The organism is Lysinibacillus sp. C5.1, from assembly GCF_016350185.1.
Lineage (GTDB): Bacteria > Bacillota > Bacilli > Bacillales_A > Planococcaceae > Lysinibacillus > Lysinibacillus sphaericus.
Genome location: NZ_CP066226.1, coordinates 2,003,895 through 2,021,154, shown reverse-complemented (window position 1 = coordinate 2,021,154; position 17,260 = coordinate 2,003,895). Strand labels below are relative to the sequence as shown.

The window sequence follows — 17,260 nt, the reverse complement described above, 5'->3', positions numbered from 1 at the left end:
AAGCTTGTATTCAACACTGTAAGTAAAAAAAATGCGCCTCACCATAGAGGGGCTAATTGGATTGGAAAAAATTTAAAGGGGAAAGATTTAACAGCAACAGACTTGCGCGGTGCCTATTTAATTGCGGCAAACCTGCAAAATGCTGATTTAAGAGGCGTGGACTTTATCGGTGCCGATTTACGTGATGCTAACTTGTGCGGAGCGAACCTTTCCACTGCGATGTTTTTAATGCAAATCAATTCGGCAATCGGTAATCACCAAACAAAACTACCATTTTATTTGCGTATGCCTTCGCATTGGCATACTGCACCATAAAAAAAGGGGCTGGGACAAAAGAGAAAAAGTGTTAGATCGATGGGAGTCAATCTAACACTTTTTTGCTGCGCCGTTATTGTCCACTTCGTCTACCAACAACTAGTGAAGCCTTCTATTTTATTATTCATTGCAAAAGAAATAATAGAAAATATATTCTATATATTTTCTTAGCAAAAATTTATCATAACCAATGTACCTCTATTTAAGATTTTAAGGTTATGTCCCAGTCTCTTTTTTCGCTATTTTGCTTGTTTCTTTTTATAGATAATAGTTGCTACTACTAGCACAAGTAAAATCGCTTGCCCTATCATTGTTTCTAGTGTTGGATAGAAGCCAATTAAGCTAATGACTGGCAGGCCATCCACAATGGTCGTTGGTACACTATCTCTTAGTTGTAATGTATGCAAGCTGACACCGATGATTTTAAATGCTAACACATAAATTAACACAGTTGCCACCGCAAAAAGCTTATGAATGGCAATTTTACCACTCGCTTTGAATAAGACGATTGCGATAACAGCTAAGATGACAAGCGCCAAAACAATACCGAGTATAAATTGAGAGGTCGCCATTTTCGGTGCAATTCCCGCATAGAACACAAGTGTTTCTGCTCCTTCTCGGAACACCGATAAAAAGCTGACAGCAGCCATAGCAAATACGGAACCACTTGAAATAGCATTGCCCATTTGTTTTGAAATATAACGATTCCAGCTCGCAACGTTGGACTTACTATGAAGCCATATCCCGACTCCTATCATCATTGCAGCAGCTACAAGACCGACATAACCTTCCATTATTTCTCGGTTTGTATCGACCGTTGCTGAATGAAAGATCGTTGACATTAATACTGCCGCTACAGCCGATAATACTACCCCAGCTAAAGCCCCGATATAAATCCATTTACGTAACGATGTTTGTCCTGATTTATTTAAAAATGACACTAATGCAAGGATAATCAATAATGCCTCTAAGCCCTCACGCAACAAAATAAGTGCTGAATCCCAAATGGAATAATCGGCATTACCTTGTATTAATTCAATTTCGGTACGGAACTGATTAAGTTTACTTTTAATGGTCTTTTCATCGACCTGAGTCTTTAATAAGTCACTTACTATAATCGGCATATCACTTTCTATTTTAGTATAAAGATTACCGTTGCGTGTTGAAATTTCAATCTCTACACTTGGCCAAATCGTAATAAATTCGCGTATTTTATCAGATGCTGCCTTGTAGTCACCATCGTCTATCAAATCGTTAGCTTCATCTATATACGCAATTAAAGACGCTAAAGAATATTCACCTGCTACAATTTGTGCTGTTTCGTTACCTGCTACAAAATCTTCAATCGTTTTCTTAAGTTCTGCAAATTGTGATTGCATTAATGTTACATCAGGCTGTTCTGAAGAAATTGTAATACGTAAAAAAGCCATTTGTGTTTCAATTTGACCGTACATTGCAATACTTTGTTCACGTACTGGTCTTTCATTTTTATTCCATTTCATATTAAACTCTTTGTACGCAGCGTCAATCGTTGTTATATCACCACTTGCTAACGCTTGCTCAAAGGCAGTCATAATCGGTTTCATTTTTAGACCAAAGTCAGCTCGTTGCTCCGCTTCATCTACTGGATTTTCGAGCTTTTCTAATGCACGTAATGCATTCGATAGAGCCGACAATGCAGTTAAACGCTCTTCTTTTGAAGAAGCCTTTACAGCTTGCTCAAGTATTTGATCAACCTTTTCTTTTGCTTCAGTTTGTTGTGAATTTACAGTCGCCCAGTCCGTTGCAAATTGTTCAAGTGCACGCGTTGCTTCAGCTTGCTTGTCTTGCTTCGTATTCATCAGAGCGTCACTAATGGAAATGTACAAGTGACTATAAGATTCTGCTGCTTGTACTGGTACCGCAAGTGCCAATAATAAGCATACTATAATGCTACAGCGCGTTAAAAAGTGCTTCACCTAAATAACTCCCTTTTTGTACTCCAGGGAAGCAAGCAAAAACGGCACTGCCTCGATGAGTAATATATTCATTCATTTTGTCCATTCGTCCTAGACTGTTTTGCACTGTTGTAAACTGCGCCGGATCTTTTTGGAAAGAGATAAATAGGAGCCCTGCATCGTGCGCTCCTGTATTCGACATAACGCCTGATGCGTAAGAATAAGAGCGACGTAGTATGCGAGCACCTGATTTACGTGCTAAATGGACATGCGATGTATCGGGCATAATATACTCGCCCTTGTTATCTTTTGCTTCTACATCAAAATCATCGAATTCCTTCGTTTTACCAAATGGCGCACCACTATCGCGATAACGCCCAAACGTTGCTTCTTGATCCTTTAACGATGTACGATCCCATGTTTCAAGATGCATTTGGATTTTTCGAGCCACTAAATAGGAGCCACCCTTAAGCCACCCTTTATCGACCCATACTACTTTGTTTAAGTCTTGTTCATCTTTAATAGAAGGGTTGACTGTACCGTCCTTGAATGCAAATAAATTTCGAGGTGTCCCCCCTTTAGCAGGGAATGAGTTAAAGCCCGCTTGGGACCATTTAATCTCCACTTTGCCAGAAGCAGCGCGTACTAAATTGCGTACAGCATGGAACGCCACTTGGGGATCGTCCGCACAGGCTTGAATGCAAAGATCTCCACCTGTATATTCCTTTTGTAGTTGGTCTTTCGGAAAATGTGGTAAGTCCGCTAATTCGGCTGGTTTTAAATGTGCCATGCCAAGCTTATCGAACAGTGAAGGACCTACACCAAACGTTATGGATAAATTCGAAGCATCTAAGCCTTCTGCTTCTCCGGTATCACCCGTTGGAACTCTAGTATTTGTTGTTAAATCTACCATTAATTCACCATTCATTAAACGAACAACAAGAGGTGTCCATTTCTTGAACAACTCTTGTAGCTCCTCTTTTGATGTCACTAAAACCGTTAAAGAAGCAAAATATATATGTTTTTGAACGGGTGTATTAATGCCAGACTGATGTTTACCATAGAAATTAACTTTATTTTTTGCTGTTGTGCTATCAGCGACAGGTTCAAACATATCGTAACCCATCGCTTTCATTACACCACCAAAGCCAGAAGCACCTATCGCAATGCCAGCCACGCCCATGCCTGTTAGTTTTAACATGTCACGGCGAGATATTTTTTTATTTATCCATTTTTCATCATTAGACGTTGTCATTCTTTATCACTCCAAAATAATGCCCATTTGACTTAATGGCTCACCTAGTTGGTTCACTGCTGCTGCTAATGCTTTTGTATTTTCTTCTGTTAAATCTTCGTAAGAAATATAACCGCCATCAGCTGTTGCATGTAGTGCTAATAAGTCATCCACTGCTTTAAATTTTTCATCTAACGCTGCAACTAACTCTTTGTCTTTTGCTTCTAATTTTGGTCGAAGAATTTCAAAGATTTTTTCTGCCCCTTCAATATTCGCTTTAAAATCATAGAGGTCTGTATGTGAATAAATTTCTTCTTCACCCGTAATTTTTGAAGTAGATACTTCATTCAATAAATCAACTGCACCTGTAATCATTAAATCAGGTGTTACTTCTACTGTTTGAACAAGTGCATGTAATTCTTTAGCGTCTGCTAGTAGCTGATCTGCCACTGCCTCATAGCCCTTTGTTGTATTTTCTACCCAAAGTGCATATTCAAGCTTATGGTAGCCAGTCCACTCTTCTTTCCCTTTACCTTCTTCTTCAATATCGGCTAAACGACCATCAATACGTGGATCAAGGTCACCAAAGCTTTCTGCAATTGGTTCAGAACGCTCGAAGTACATACGTGCTGGCGCATACGCTGCTTTTGCACCTTCCATATCACCCGCTTTAAACAGGTTGACGAACTTTTCTGTATCTAGCAAGAAATGATCCATCTGTTCTAATGCAAATTGTTGATAGGCTGATAGTTCAGTAGTCAAATCTACCGCTGCCGTTTGTGCTGCTTGCTCCGTTGCTGGTTTCTCTTCTTTTTTTGTGTCTTCTGTATTGCCACAGCCCGCCATAATTATGCCACCTGCAACTAACACTGATAATAATGATTTGTTTTTCATGCTAAATACCTGCTTCCCGAATTAGTCTCTATTGTGAATGATAATCATTATCATATTTGATTGCAAGAAGTATTTTTAATTTAAGAAAAAAACGTCATTTTGCAGTTGAATTTTATTTCCAACAAGCAAAAAGACGTTTGTTCTACAATATAATGATTATAATCTACTAAATATTGACTTGTTTTACTTTTTCATATTTCCCATATAAGACATAATAGAGCACGATTGAAAGGAAAATTACCGCTACCATCGATAAAAATATAGCGCTGTAACCAATCGTCGGTGCAAAAAGCCCTAAGAAATAAGGCCCTACACCTAATCCTAAATCGTACAAAATAAAATACGTTGAAGTGGCGAGCCCTAAACGCTCGTGTGGTGTAACCTTAATAGCTATTGCTTGGGCTACTGAGTTAAAATTACCATAACCAATACCAATAAAAGCCGCAGCTATTAAAAATACAACAGTGCTTGTCGCTGTACTAAATGCATACATGCCCATTGCAAACAAGATTAGACACGGATAAATAATAATATTCGCGCCTCTTGCATCAAGTATTTTCCCTGTAAATGGACGAGTTGCTAAAATAACAAGGGCATAAACGATAAAGAAGTAACTGCCTGCTGTGACCAAATGAAGCTCTTTTGCGTAAAATGTCATAAACGACATCACACCTGAATAAGCAAAGCCAATAACAAGAGCTACAACAGCGATAGGCAGTGCACGCAATTCAATAAAGCTGGATAGCTTGAAGCCCGCTTTCTCTGCCATTATCTTTGGATTTTTTGGCGCATCTGGCACGGTCACCATAAAATACATCATGAAGCAAACTACTGCTAAAACCGAATCGACCGCAAAAATCATACGATAATCTTCAAACAACTGCGTTAATAATATACCGATAAACGGACCTATTGCAGTTGCTAAAATCGCACTTAAGCTGTAATAGCCAATCCCTTCACCTCGTCGCTCTGGTGGTAAAATTTGTGCAATAATCGTACCTGTAGCCGTACTCGCTACACCGAGCGCTATCCCCTGCATTAAACGATTCATCATCAGTAAAGGAAGATTTAAAGCAATAAAATAAGACATAGTCGATAGCATAAATAATAATAAGCCAATGAATAATGTTTTTTTACTGCCTAAATCACCGATAATTCGTCCTGTGCCAAGTCGTCCAAATAGTGTCCCGATAATAAAAATACTTGACACTAGACCAGCCGTACTTGTTGAAGCGTCAAATTGCTCCACTGCATAGCCAGCTATTGTCACCATTAATAAATAAAAAATTAACGTAATCGTAAAATTAATTAAAGAAACAACTAAAAAGTCTTTTGTCCATAATTTATGTCTTGTTGATTCCACTTGTTTTTCTCTCCTACTGATGAATATTCATACATATGGTCGCTAAAACCCGAGTAGCCGTTTCAATATCCTGTGTCGGCACACCTGCTAGTGCTTTTTCTAAAAATGGTTTTAAGTGCTCCTGCACTTCTTGCACGATGTTTTCTCCAAATGGCGTTAATTGTACCACTTTTTCTCGCTTATCTTTGCCTGCCACTGTCTCCACATAGCCAAGTTCTACAAGCTTTTGTACAAGCCTCGTTACGCTCGGCTTTTCAATTGACATAAAGCTCGCAATTTCAACGAGCGAATGTGGCCCTTTATCAATTAAAAAACGCAATACTGCCCACTGTGAACTATAAAGTTGAAAGTGTTCCAGTTGCATATTGAGTTGGTTAGTAAACGGTCGGTACATTAAGCGATACTCATTAAAAAACTGCTGTTCAATCGTCATATTACCCCTCCTTATATAGTTAGCCTAGCTAACTATATAGCACTTTGTTCTTCTTGTCTAGATAGAAGCTTAAATATAGAAGCGATTCTTAGGCTTAACCAACAAAGATGGATTCAAATGGAAAAGCTTCTCTTTCTTTTTACTTATACGCATGATATGATAGCAACGAATCGATATTGATAATCATTATCATTTAAATGATTGAACTATCCAATAAGGATATACAATACTTTTCCAATAAATTTTTAAGGATGTGGCGATACAAGTGCAAGATTTATATGATGTAACGATTATTGGCGGTGGACCTGCAGGTTTATATAGCGCCTTTTATAGTGGATTAAGAGGCTTGAAAACAAAATTAATCGAAAGCCAAGAACAGCTAGGTGGAAAGGTGTTACTTTATCCTGAAAAGTTAATATGGGATATAGGCGGTCACCCGCCCATTTTAGGCGAACAATTTGTCAAACAATTAATTGCGCAAGCCAAAACATTTAAACCAACAATGCTAACAAGCACAAAGGTTGACTTTATCGAACGTCAAGGAGATTTATTTGTAATACATACAGCACAGGGAGAAAAACATTATTCGAAAACCGTTCTGTTAGCTGTTGGTGGTGGTATTATTAATCCGCAAAAACTGACGTTAGAAGGTGCTGAAAAATACGAAATGTCCAATTTACACTATACAGTCCAGTCTTATAAACGCTTTGTAAATAAAGATATTATTATTTCAGGAGGCGGAAATGCGGCACTCGACTGGGCAGTAGAACTTAGCCCGATTGCCAAAAACGTAACGATTGTCTACCGTAAGGACACGCTTTCAGCACACGAAGCAACCATACAAGAGGCGCTAGATGTTGGTGTACAAATCGAATGTAATACAACCATTACAAAACTATCTGCCAATCCAGATAAAACAGCGATTCAATTCGTTACATGTGAAAATTCTCGGACCAACCAAAGCTATACACGCCAAATTGATGAAGTCATTGTAAGTCACGGTTATAATCGCGAAGCCTCGCTCACATTTGATGAAGCCATTGCCATTCCTAAAAAAGATGACTATTATTTTGAAGGAAAAGCAACTGGCGAAACAGCACAACCAGGAATTTTTGCAGCAGGTGATATTTTATCGTTTGAAGGGAAAATTCATCTTCTACTTGGCACATTTCAAGATGCAGCAAACGCCGTTAACTCCATTAAAACGTACTTGGAACCAACGGCTCATCGACATGCAGTAGTATCCTCTCATAACGAAGTATTTAAAGAAAAAAATCGCTCGATTATCGAAAACAGCTTATCGAAATAAAGTAGATAAACAAAAGTGTTAGATTGACAGCCGTCAATCTAACACTTTTGTTGATACAAACTTGGTGCCCGTTTTTAGAGCGTATTCTTAGGGTTTACTGGCGATACTTGGGCTTTTAATGGCGATTTTCATAAAAAAGAGAATAAACGCGCCAAATTAAACGTCTATCCTCTTAAAGAAGAGTACAATAATTCCCCTTATTATCTAAATAGACTTAATAAAGACCCCATTTGCCTTAGCATATTAACCCCATTCGTTATTGTTCCTGCATGGCCCATCATTGTCTGTAAATTATTTGATAAATTTCCAAATCGAGAAGTTTGGGGTTGTTGATTGTTGAACGTAAAAGGTTGTGGACTATTAAAATTGAAGGGTTGTACGCGTCTACCTTGATTCATAGGATCAAAACTTTGTCTATATCTTCTTGGGACTGGTCTCCTTCTAGGATTTTGCGAATAATATTGCATCAATTCACCTCCTATACATAAAACGTTTATATAGTATACGTTTAGAAATTTTTTATGTTTAGACTATTGAAGAACCTACATCAAAATAAATAGTATAGAAGCGTTCGATGGAAACCTATTGAAAACTTATAATTAGACATTTCGTTTTGCTTTTTATCCTATCGTTCGTTTCATTCCTCCACTAGGAACCATACTATTTTTCTTTTCATATCATACAAACAAGAAGAAAAAAGAAGGTGATCGTTATTCAAAAATCCAAATATCTCGAATTTTTATCTAAATTTGGCGTTGGCGGGGCACATCCTGGGGGCATGGCGTTAACAAAGCAACTTTTGAAAAATGAGAACATTACCAAACACTCTCAAATACTAGATGTAGGCTGTGGTACAGGCCAAACCGCCGCCTACTTAGCATCTCATTATAAAGCAAATGTTACGGGCATCGATAACAATGCCATTATGGTTGAGAAGGCTCAAAGCAGAATGGCAAAACACTCCCTACCAGTTCAAATTATTAAAGGTTCCGTTGAACAACTACCTTTAGCTAAACAACAATTCGATTTCATAATTGCGGAATCTGTTCTGTCCTTTGTCAACAAGCACAAAGCGCTCAACGAAATTTATCGTTTATTGAAATTTGGTGGTCAGCTAATTGCGATTGAATTTACGATACAACAAGAACTTGACGACGTGAGTGCGGAGGAAATCAAACAATTTTATGGCTTTGATCTGTTGTTCACGAAAAAAGATTGGGTAACACTATTTAAACAAACTGGTTTTCAGACGATTCACATTCGCAAAAATAAATCTTTTTCTTCAGCGCCTGAATTTCACTACTCACAGCAGATTGAGCCTGAATTGTACAAAGTCATGGAGCAAAACATTGAGATGAATGTAAAATACGAAGGGGTATTGGACTATCGAATTTATTATTGTACGAAGTAAGTTAAGGCGCGTATACTTTTCTTCTAAATAAAGAAAAGCATACGCGCCTTTTAAATAATTATGGAGATGTGCCCCTTATGTAGCGCATAGCTATTTTGAATAGGTGTGAGGAACAAAGCTGTGGAATGTAGCTATTCTGCTATTTTATCAGTTCTATAAAGTGTTTTAAAATTCGGGCGGTTAAACCCCAAATCGTGTATTGCTCATAATCAAAAAACCATTCTTCCATTGACCGCGTTCGCCATTTATACTGCGCACCATTAACAATTTTATCAAATGGAAAATCGATTGAAGGCATTGGTTCAACCGATACTAAATGCATATATGGCTCATAGTTTAATAACCAGTCAATTGGTACAGTCAATACTTCTTCCACTTCGTCTTTGTTGTATTCATGAATAATTTGATTGGTATCAATAATCGCTACAAATGGGTACGTTACAAATGAAGAAGATGTAATATATGGACTTAATGGTCCTACAACATGTACCGTTGTTGGATCGATGCCTAACTCTTCATGCGTTTCCCGTAACGCTGCAGCTAATGGAGATGCATCTGTGGCATCAATTCGCCCACCTGGAAAACTAATATCTCCTGGTTGCTTTCTCATTGTCAATGACCGTACTTCAAAAAGAATATGCCACTTGTCATCCACTTGAACTAATGGAATTAAAACGGCCGAACGAAAAGCAGTCTCTTCTCCAATAAATAGCGATTGATTTTGCTGTAACTGATGCTTCAATTTATCTAGAAACATGAGATTGTGCTCACCTCAATAGTTCATATTGTATTTTATCGTATCATGAATTAGTAGTTGGATAAACACTATCATATTCCAACTTTCAAATATGATAGTGTTACAATATCAAAGTAAAGGAGACAAGCAATCCTCCATCTGCATTATTTAGGGTTGTAATAATATCTTACCGATACTTTTGCGACTTTCCAGTAAAGTATGTGCCTGAGCACCGTCTTCAAGAGCAAAAATAGTCGGCTCAGAAATTTTTATCTTACCATCTATAATCCAGTCGAACAATTGTTGTGAACGTATTTTTCTTTCCTCAAAGGAAGTCAGTACATTCCAAAGGTCTCCCCCCGTTAACGTTTTCGAAGTATCCATTAACAGACGAGGATCCACCGCCACAGGATCTCCCCCTGACATGCCAAAAAACACCACTGTTCCACCGATTTTTGTTGCCTCTAAACTATCTTGCAGTGTAGAGCCTACCGATTCGTACACAACATGAACCCCTTGACCATCAGTAGTATCCTTCACATGTTGCACCCATTGCTCTTTATATAAAAAGATATGGTCCGCCCCGATGGCGTATGCTACTTGCGCTTTTTCTGTTGAAGATGTGAGACCAATGACGTTAGCCCCTTTTAACTTAGCCATTTGGATTAAGTTTTGACCAACACCACCTGCCGCTGCGTGAATTAAAACCGTATCACCTGGTTGAATCGCATAGCTATCTGTCACTAAATATTGTGCCGTTAACCCTTGTAATAATATGGCAGCCGCCATTTCAAAAGATATTTCAACTGGTAATAACATCACTTTATCATGTGGCACTGCCACTAATTCAGCATTCGCAAAGGGTACGTCCGCAAATGCAATGCGGTCGCCTACTTGGATATTGTGTATATTTGCACCGACTTTTTCAACGACACCAGCCCCTTCATAGCCTAAAATAAATGGTGGCTGACCTGCTAAATGATAATTGCCTTTCCTTCGATAAATATCAGCAAAATTTAACCCAACGGCCTTTGTTCGTACTAAAACTTCGTTATCTGTCAGAATAGGATCAGCTACTTCTTGATATTGTAATACTTCTGGTCCACCAAATGTTTCAAAAACTAATGCTTTCATTTTCTAACCCCTTGTTAAATGTATGTAGCACTATATTACGCTAAAGAAAAAGGTCAATACAACTCTTTAAGCTTGAAAAAAAGCCAGTAGTGAAAGCATTCACTACTGACTACTTGCCTTATTACTTTGCTGTTAACGTGACATTATCCGCAGTTGCCCAATTGTTAATGGGTAGCACTTTATATGTGCCACCAGCCTTTAATGTTTGGTCCTTTACATCAAATATCCCGACAGCCCCTTTACGAGATGAATAGCGATATTGTGCTTGTAAAGTCGAGCCATCTTCAGCCTGCAATTCGACACTGCGACCTGCAAATAACTCCATACCAGGATCCTGATCGAGTGTCACTTGGAATGATGTAGCATCAATTGGTTCAACCGACTTAATCGTTAAAGGCGCTATGTCAGTTGCTTTGAAGGTTGGATTTTTTATAGTTGCCCAGTCAGCTGACACGGTATAGTTTGTCCCCGCCTTTAACGCTTTTCCTTCTGGCAAGCGGAATTTTGGTGCTTGTCTGCCATCTGCAGCTTGTGTAAACAACACATAATCAGCTTGTAACTTTTCACCATTTTCTGCAGTCACTGTTACGACACGATCCCGTAAAGAGGAAATGACCTGATACTGCTTACCTTTTTCGTCCTTATTGTCATCATTCAATTGGAACGACAAGTCACCTCTCGCCTCTTTATAGGCTTCAATAATATTCGAATAATCAGTTACACCTTCATCTTTAAATGATTCAATTTCAAAAGTATCATTTGTCACTTGTTTCGTTTGGCTGAGCGTTATTTTTTCATCGATGCCATCAAAGGCCTTTGTTTCGCCATCTTTGTATCTTAGTGTGTAGTTTGTTCCTGCCTTCTGCATAGTGACTGGCACAATATACGTACTTGTAGCACCAATTTTCAAGCGTGGCACATTGACAATACTTAAATCATGATTGAATGAAAAGGCTTTTTTTATTGTTTCTAAATTTTCTACTTTCACACCTTCTTCGGACAATGGTTCAGAAAAAGTGACTTGTAAAGTCATGATGTTTATTGGCTTTATTTCTGTGATTTGCACTGCTTCTTTTGCTATCTCGTTTTTTGTTTCTTGTTGTGCTTGCCCTTGCTTGGATGTCTCCTGTTTATTCAGAAAATTACATCCTGTTAACGTTAGCAACCCTGTTAAAAGAATGGGTATCATAATGCTTTTTTTCATAGTCAATTGGCTAACCCCTTTCGAATTTTTTGCACACGAATCCTTCAACATCGCAATTAGTTGGTCTACCTCCGTTACCATTCTTGCCCACTCCGTAAGATTGTTATACGTAGGGGTTTGTTACTCATTGCAAAGATTTCAAGTCAAAAAAAACTAGTATGCTAGGAGAAATTTTTAGCATACTAGTTTAAAAGGTTTTTAGTTCATGTCATTTGTCGGTTTATTTTTATTCATTGCTTTCATCGCGAATTCAACGAATGCGACAAGAATTAAAGATAGGCCAAATAGCGGCATCATAACACCTAATAGAACGATTATCACGATAAAAGGAATCGAGATTTTCTGTGATAATTGAGGGGGTGCTGATAATAGGCCTTTTTTCTTGCGCAATAACCATGTACGGAATCCCCAGAAAATAACACCTAAAAAGGCTACACAAACGAGTAAGTTAATTAGCTTATTTGGCCAACCAAATAAGTGACCTTCATGTAACGGAATTCCCCATGTGAACCATTTTGCCAAAATGCCATAGTCATCATAGTTTACCTTAGAAATAAAGTCACCACTATATTGGTCAAAGTACATTGTCGCTTCGTCATAAGGGCTCACATCGAGTCCTGTTACCCCTGTATTACTTGATTTAGCCACGGTAAAAACACCGTCATCACTTGTCGGATAAATAATGGAATATGGCTTTGTAATACCATTAGCCTCAATTTGTTGTTGTAAACTTGCCACATCTAACTGATTTTCGTTTCTGCTTGTACTTGCAGCACCCATTCCATGGTGTGCATGTTTAGACGAAGATGGTGCTTCTTCCTGACGTGTTGCCCACGGAATTTCACTCATATCAGATGTCGGCGGTTGTTGTTGTAATAACGGAATACCGAAGGACGGATTATCTTGTGCTGCTGTATATATAAAGTTCCCCATAAATGCAGACCAAGGTAATCCAGTAAAAATGATAATAACCATTGGAATTGTAATAATCGTTCCAAGTAGGGCGTGCCATTTTCTATTTTTTTGTCGTTTATTTGCTTGTTTTACTTTCTTTAATACTTTTCCTTTAAAGGTCATGTATAGACCTGATAGCAATAAAAAGATTGCCCAACATGCCGCTAATTCTACTAAATAATTGACTACCGTTCCCCCAACAAACAAGGAGCTATGTAAGCTTCTTAACACATTAGAAAATGTGTATGTAGGATCTTGATGACCAACAATTTGATTATTATCATCTAAAAACACATAGCGTTGATCGCCTTCACTATTTGACAGTGTTAATCGTGTATTGTAAGGCTCATCTAACTCAATAATTTTGGTTGTTGTATAACCCGCAAATGCCGCTTCCGCTTGTTGAACCCCTTCGTCGATTGTCAATTCTTCGGTTTTGTTACTATTGCCAAAGAAGTAGTCCTCATATAAATGATCTTCTACATCTGTATAAAACAAGTACCCAATGCCACTTAATGTCAGTGTGATTAGAAGTGGTGTAATAAATAATGCCGCATAAAAATGCATTCGCCAAAAACTTGAATAAGTTGCATTTTTCATCTCTAGTTCTCCAATCGATTTTATATTAAAAGCAAATTTATTATATAAAATAAAAGTGAAATAAGAATGAAGTCCTAGAAAAAAATTAATAAAATAAAAAGACTACTCTCGCATCCCTTTAATGGGTTGTCGAAAGTAGCCTACGCTATTTTTAGCCGATTATTTCTTTTCTAACATTGCAATAAGCTGTATAAATGTCTGAATGATGCGCTTCATCTTGCCCAAAAAATTGTTCGACAAGCTCATTTAACGTTTTTCTAGCTCCATCAAACTGCTTTTGCATAATTTCATATTTAAAAAGATTTTCATAATACTCGATAACATGTGGATTCATGTGATACACTCCTTCATTTTTAGCATAAAAAAACATCTTTCCTTCTTTAGAAAGATGCCTACTATGACAAATACACGACATAATACGTCGATGGCCATGACAGAAAAAGCATTCTATTATGCATAGAAGCTACCCTTTTGACAATCGTCGTACTATGAGCATGCAGAAGAAATTCTCTAGTCACACTCAACACCCCCTATCCTCGTAGGTTTTTTGGTTGTACTAGATAAAGGCAGGTCTCCTGGCTTATGTTCATCACACGTTTCACCTTCCCATTACACAAACGTAACAGTGGTTTTTTGAAATGTGCTCCCATTTACAGTTGCGGGACAGCGTCGGCTTTTCACCGATCTTCCCTTTTAAACAAATCGAAATTCGATTTGTACCTCTATCTTATTATTCCGTTTTTATTATTATACCATAAAGAATTATGTACGTTGACATGTGTATATTATTTCGTGAACATGATACTTATCATGTAGCAAAGATGATTGTAAAGTTGGTACTACTTAAAGCCAAATATCATAAGACCCTCCTTCACATTGGCAAAGTTTTAGTCATGTAGGATTGTTCAACCCCTTAGTTTTTCTTTTTGAATTAAATGACCTCTTTAAAGCCTATTCGATGAATGATCAGACGATAGTCAGCGTATCCTTCTTCGGTCAGATACTGCTCATATTCGCCATAGACAATTACAGGCATATTGTTTTTATATGCGTGCTTCAAATTGCTAAGAAGTTTTTCGTTCACGTCAGAATTAGCGCCCTTATAGTGACAATTTACAAGCACAGAGTATTTACTTAGATAAAAAGATTTAGTGCCATCACTATGCTCTTTGAGTCCATCTGAAAGAATACCGGCTGTCCACAATAGAGGAAAATGTATTGCATAATAACTATCCTGCATGCCTAGTTCTTTCAGCAGCACATTTGTATATTTATCTTGATCCTCAAAAGTAGAGTCCAGCTCTAACGTATCAAGACGTATTTCTCCTACGTTGTCATACTTTTCAAAACTCGAATCTTCTCCGTCTAAAATGTCCGACTCTTGAAGTTCTACTACCGTTGCTTGATTTTCTCCGATAGCAGTATGCTCAGGTGGTACTATATAATCTGCGCCGCCCCGTTCCTCTATTCGTTCTTTCGCTGCCTCCAAACTATCTTCACTGAACATAGACTCTACCTGTTCTTGCGTATAAATTTCCTTTTCCACTTCGCCCATAGATGCTTCTTCTGGCTGCGAACTACACCCTGCAATCATTAAAAGTAAAGGTGCGAAAATTGTTATAACTACGCTTGTTATTTTCATATTACATACTCCTCTCTCGTTCAATTTTATTCGAACTCTTTTATAATACCTCAAATAAAGTATATTTGGACAACTGTTTCCATTTGTAATAAAAATAGCCAATTCTCCAAAGTAGGTCTATTTTATATTTAACCAATTATAAAAAAGCGCTGGACATTTCAATAAGGAATAGCTTCTATTAAAAAGATGAGCCCCTACAAATATATGGCTTTTAACGTGCTTACTTTAATATCTACAGCAATTGAAATAGGCCAATACAGTTTGACCTGTGCTGCTCATACAACCTTATGCAATTCATGTTTCAAGTCATAACATCTGTCTATTTTCATCAAACCATTTCCTTTTTATATAATAAAAGCCCTCCACAATCAGCTGTGGAAGGCAAAAGAACTAGTCCTCTTTAATTAATTTTTATAATGAATTTGCTAAAAAACATACCACTTGTTCCATTTCGTCTGTTAAAGAATTGTGTACATTGACACTATTCAAATAGATTACTAATATCTAGTATAGTGGCAAATTTTACATTTAATACATATTAATGCAATATTCATATATCGTTGTATAGCTTACTAAATCGAGTTGCAACAAAGTCTATTTTTTTTGCAACAAATCGAAAATTCATGGTAAGAACAAAGCGATGTTGCTACGATTAAAACAGAAAGGAGAACAACATGAAATTCAACTTTATTTGGAAAAACAAACAACCGTCATCCGAAATTGACATTATTAGTCATCCATCAAATCAAACATTACTTTCTACATTGGAACAGCATTTTTTACAATCTATACCATTAAGTGCAACAGATTTTAAAACAAATCGGCAGGTACTGATTGACCTCCATACTATCGAAGCCATTGAAGCAGCTGGTCATTTTACTAAAATCTTTTTAATAGATGGTACTGAACTATTACTGAATAAGATTTTAAAAGAACTAGCTTACTTAGAATCTTTTAGATTAGTACGCATTAACAATTCAATGATTTTAAATTTGAATCAAGTCCAGTCGTTTGCTTCAGGAAGCCACGCAAGACTGGAAGTTATAACAAAACAACAAAATAAGTATATTGTCAGTAGACATTATGCAAAATCTATTAAGGAGAAATTGATATGATCAAAGACTTAAAAAACAGCTTTTTGTCCACTTCATTTTTGGGATTGATTTGGATTGTGTTTTTAATAACACTTTTTAATTTACATAAAGAACTGGTCAACTTTTATTATATTTGGAATTTAATTGGTATTAGTGTACTACTTGGTATCGTTTTTGGTATCGCCTACCCTTACTTATGGAACTACTCCACATTAAAAGGTACGTTCAAAATTATCATTAGTACGTTTTTAAATTTTTTCTGTGGCGTAGGCATGGTCTACCTTTTTTCAGGGCAAATGTTAGCATTTATTCAACCTTATTTGTTGCTGATTTTCGCCATCACGTTGATCGGTCATATCATCGGATTTTACTTTTTCTCAAAATATGAAAATAAAAGACTAGCAGCTAGCTTGAATCAATCGCTAGAACATGAAGGAGACAGAAAATGAACATTAATACTAGCTTACACGTCCTATTAAATGATATTGCGCAAAAACAAAAGAAGGGGCTCCCGTTTATCATGGCTTCCCTCTTTATTTGGGGAGTGATTACAACAATCGCATTACTTCCTATAGATTTAATGATTAAAAATATTGGCATTTTATCTTGTGGTGCTTTACTGTTTCCCGTTTCCATTGTTTGTGCCAAAATAGTAAATGTCGATTTATTTTATAAAGAAAATCCATTGATTAATGGTCTGCTGATTGCGACAAACAATCAAATTTTATACTTAATCATTTGTATTCTTCTATTAATTAAAGCACCGATGTTAGTCTTACCTGCATATGCAATAATTTACGGTGCCCATTTGTTACCCTATGCATTTTTTTACCAATCAAAAAACTATCAATATAGCTCTATCTTTATTTGTATAGCCATTTTGGTAAGTATGCTATTCTTCCATTTAAATAGTATGTATATCCCGATAATCGTAGAGGTTGGTGTATTTTTCTTATTTTTAATGTTAAAGAAGGAAATAAAAAAACATAGGGAGCTCTAG

At 37.0% G+C, this 17,260-nt stretch carries 17 protein-coding genes and 1 riboswitch; of the genes, 6 read left to right on the top strand and 11 right to left on the bottom strand.

Going from position 1 to position 17,260, the window contains the following annotated elements:
• The first annotated feature begins 102 nt into the window (after positions 1–102).
• Entirely contained in the window at positions 103–315 is a 213-nt protein-coding gene (locus I5435_RS09505) for a pentapeptide repeat-containing protein (RefSeq protein ID WP_337983665.1), read from the top strand.
• A 239-nt stretch (positions 316–554) separates the two neighbouring features.
• Here I5435_RS09505 and I5435_RS09500 read toward each other — a convergent pair whose 3' ends face one another.
• The 5 genes from I5435_RS09500 to I5435_RS09480 all read right to left on the bottom strand — a co-directional run bounded on the left by I5435_RS09500 (position 555) and on the right by I5435_RS09480 (position 6,176).
• Entirely contained in the window at positions 555–2,273 is a 1,719-nt protein-coding gene (locus tag I5435_RS09500; RefSeq protein ID WP_025219324.1) for an FTR1 family iron permease, read from the bottom strand.
• A complete protein-coding gene (gene efeB, locus I5435_RS09495; protein WP_337983664.1) occupies positions 2,248–3,507 on the bottom strand; it encodes an iron uptake transporter deferrochelatase/peroxidase subunit in 1,260 nt (419 codons plus the stop codon). Before efeB ends, I5435_RS09500 begins: the two co-directional genes overlap by 26 nt.
• Before the next feature lie 6 nt (positions 3,508–3,513).
• A complete protein-coding gene (gene efeO / locus I5435_RS09490) occupies positions 3,514–4,380 on the bottom strand; it encodes an iron uptake system protein EfeO (RefSeq protein ID WP_025219322.1) in 867 nt (288 codons plus the stop codon).
• A 166-nt stretch (positions 4,381–4,546) separates the two neighbouring features.
• Positions 4,547–5,743 (bottom strand): MFS transporter, encoded by a 1,197-nt coding sequence (locus tag I5435_RS09485; protein WP_025219321.1) that lies wholly within the window; start codon positions 5,741–5,743, stop codon positions 4,547–4,549.
• A 13-nt stretch (positions 5,744–5,756) separates the two neighbouring features.
• On the bottom strand, positions 5,757–6,176 hold the full coding sequence (locus tag I5435_RS09480; RefSeq protein WP_229389482.1) for a MarR family winged helix-turn-helix transcriptional regulator: 420 nt from the start codon (positions 6,174–6,176) through the stop codon (positions 5,757–5,759).
• Between the two features lie 265 nt (positions 6,177–6,441).
• Between I5435_RS09480 and I5435_RS09475 the strand changes: the two genes are divergently transcribed.
• Both I5435_RS09475 and I5435_RS09470 read left to right on the top strand, forming a co-directional pair.
• Positions 6,442–7,485, top strand: coding sequence for an NAD(P)/FAD-dependent oxidoreductase (locus I5435_RS09475; RefSeq protein WP_108030959.1), 1,044 nt, complete (start codon positions 6,442–6,444; stop codon positions 7,483–7,485).
• Positions 7,486–8,188: 703 nt separating this feature from the next.
• Positions 8,189–8,896, top strand: coding sequence for a class I SAM-dependent methyltransferase (locus tag I5435_RS09470; RefSeq protein WP_231786099.1), 708 nt, complete (start codon positions 8,189–8,191; stop codon positions 8,894–8,896).
• 139 nt (positions 8,897–9,035) lie between these two features.
• Here I5435_RS09470 and I5435_RS09465 read toward each other — a convergent pair whose 3' ends face one another.
• From I5435_RS09465 to I5435_RS09440, 6 genes are all read right to left on the bottom strand, one after another.
• Positions 9,036–9,653: an NUDIX hydrolase gene (locus tag I5435_RS09465; RefSeq protein ID WP_024363607.1), complete on the bottom strand. Its 618-nt coding sequence runs from the start codon at positions 9,651–9,653 to the stop codon at positions 9,036–9,038.
• A gap of 147 nt (positions 9,654–9,800) precedes the next feature.
• Positions 9,801–10,766, bottom strand: a complete 966-nt coding sequence (locus I5435_RS09460; RefSeq protein WP_229389477.1) for a quinone oxidoreductase family protein — start codon at positions 10,764–10,766, stop codon at positions 9,801–9,803.
• Positions 10,767–10,887: 121 nt separating this feature from the next.
• Entirely contained in the window at positions 10,888–12,051 is a 1,164-nt protein-coding gene (locus tag I5435_RS09455) for a hypothetical protein (RefSeq protein WP_229389475.1), read from the bottom strand.
• Between the two features lie 117 nt (positions 12,052–12,168).
• On the bottom strand, positions 12,169–13,524 hold the full coding sequence (locus I5435_RS09450) for a PepSY-associated TM helix domain-containing protein (protein WP_337983663.1): 1,356 nt from the start codon (positions 13,522–13,524) through the stop codon (positions 12,169–12,171).
• A 151-nt stretch (positions 13,525–13,675) separates the two neighbouring features.
• Positions 13,676–13,858 (bottom strand): hypothetical protein, encoded by a 183-nt coding sequence (locus tag I5435_RS09445; RefSeq protein WP_024363603.1) that lies wholly within the window; start codon positions 13,856–13,858, stop codon positions 13,676–13,678.
• 214 nt (positions 13,859–14,072) lie between these two features.
• A riboswitch (cobalamin riboswitch) is annotated at positions 14,073–14,263 on the bottom strand.
• 192 nt (positions 14,264–14,455) lie between these two features.
• Entirely contained in the window at positions 14,456–15,166 is a 711-nt protein-coding gene (locus tag I5435_RS09440; RefSeq protein ID WP_024363602.1) for a hypothetical protein, read from the bottom strand.
• Positions 15,167–15,840: 674 nt separating this feature from the next.
• Here I5435_RS09440 and I5435_RS09435 point away from each other — a divergent pair.
• From I5435_RS09435 to I5435_RS09425, 3 genes are read left to right on the top strand one after another with little or no spacing between them, the layout of a single operon-like run.
• Positions 15,841–16,281 carry a LytTR family DNA-binding domain-containing protein gene (locus I5435_RS09435; protein WP_337983662.1) on the top strand — a complete coding sequence of 147 codons (441 nt, stop codon included), beginning with the start codon at positions 15,841–15,843 and terminating at the stop codon, positions 16,279–16,281.
• Positions 16,278–16,709, top strand: a complete 432-nt coding sequence (locus tag I5435_RS09430) for a hypothetical protein (RefSeq protein ID WP_258842349.1) — start codon at positions 16,278–16,280, stop codon at positions 16,707–16,709. Before I5435_RS09435 ends, I5435_RS09430 begins: the two co-directional genes overlap by 4 nt.
• Positions 16,706–17,260, top strand: coding sequence for a DUF7010 family protein (locus I5435_RS09425; protein WP_231786093.1), 555 nt, complete (start codon positions 16,706–16,708; stop codon positions 17,258–17,260). The genes I5435_RS09430 and I5435_RS09425 overlap by 4 nt, the downstream gene beginning before the upstream one ends.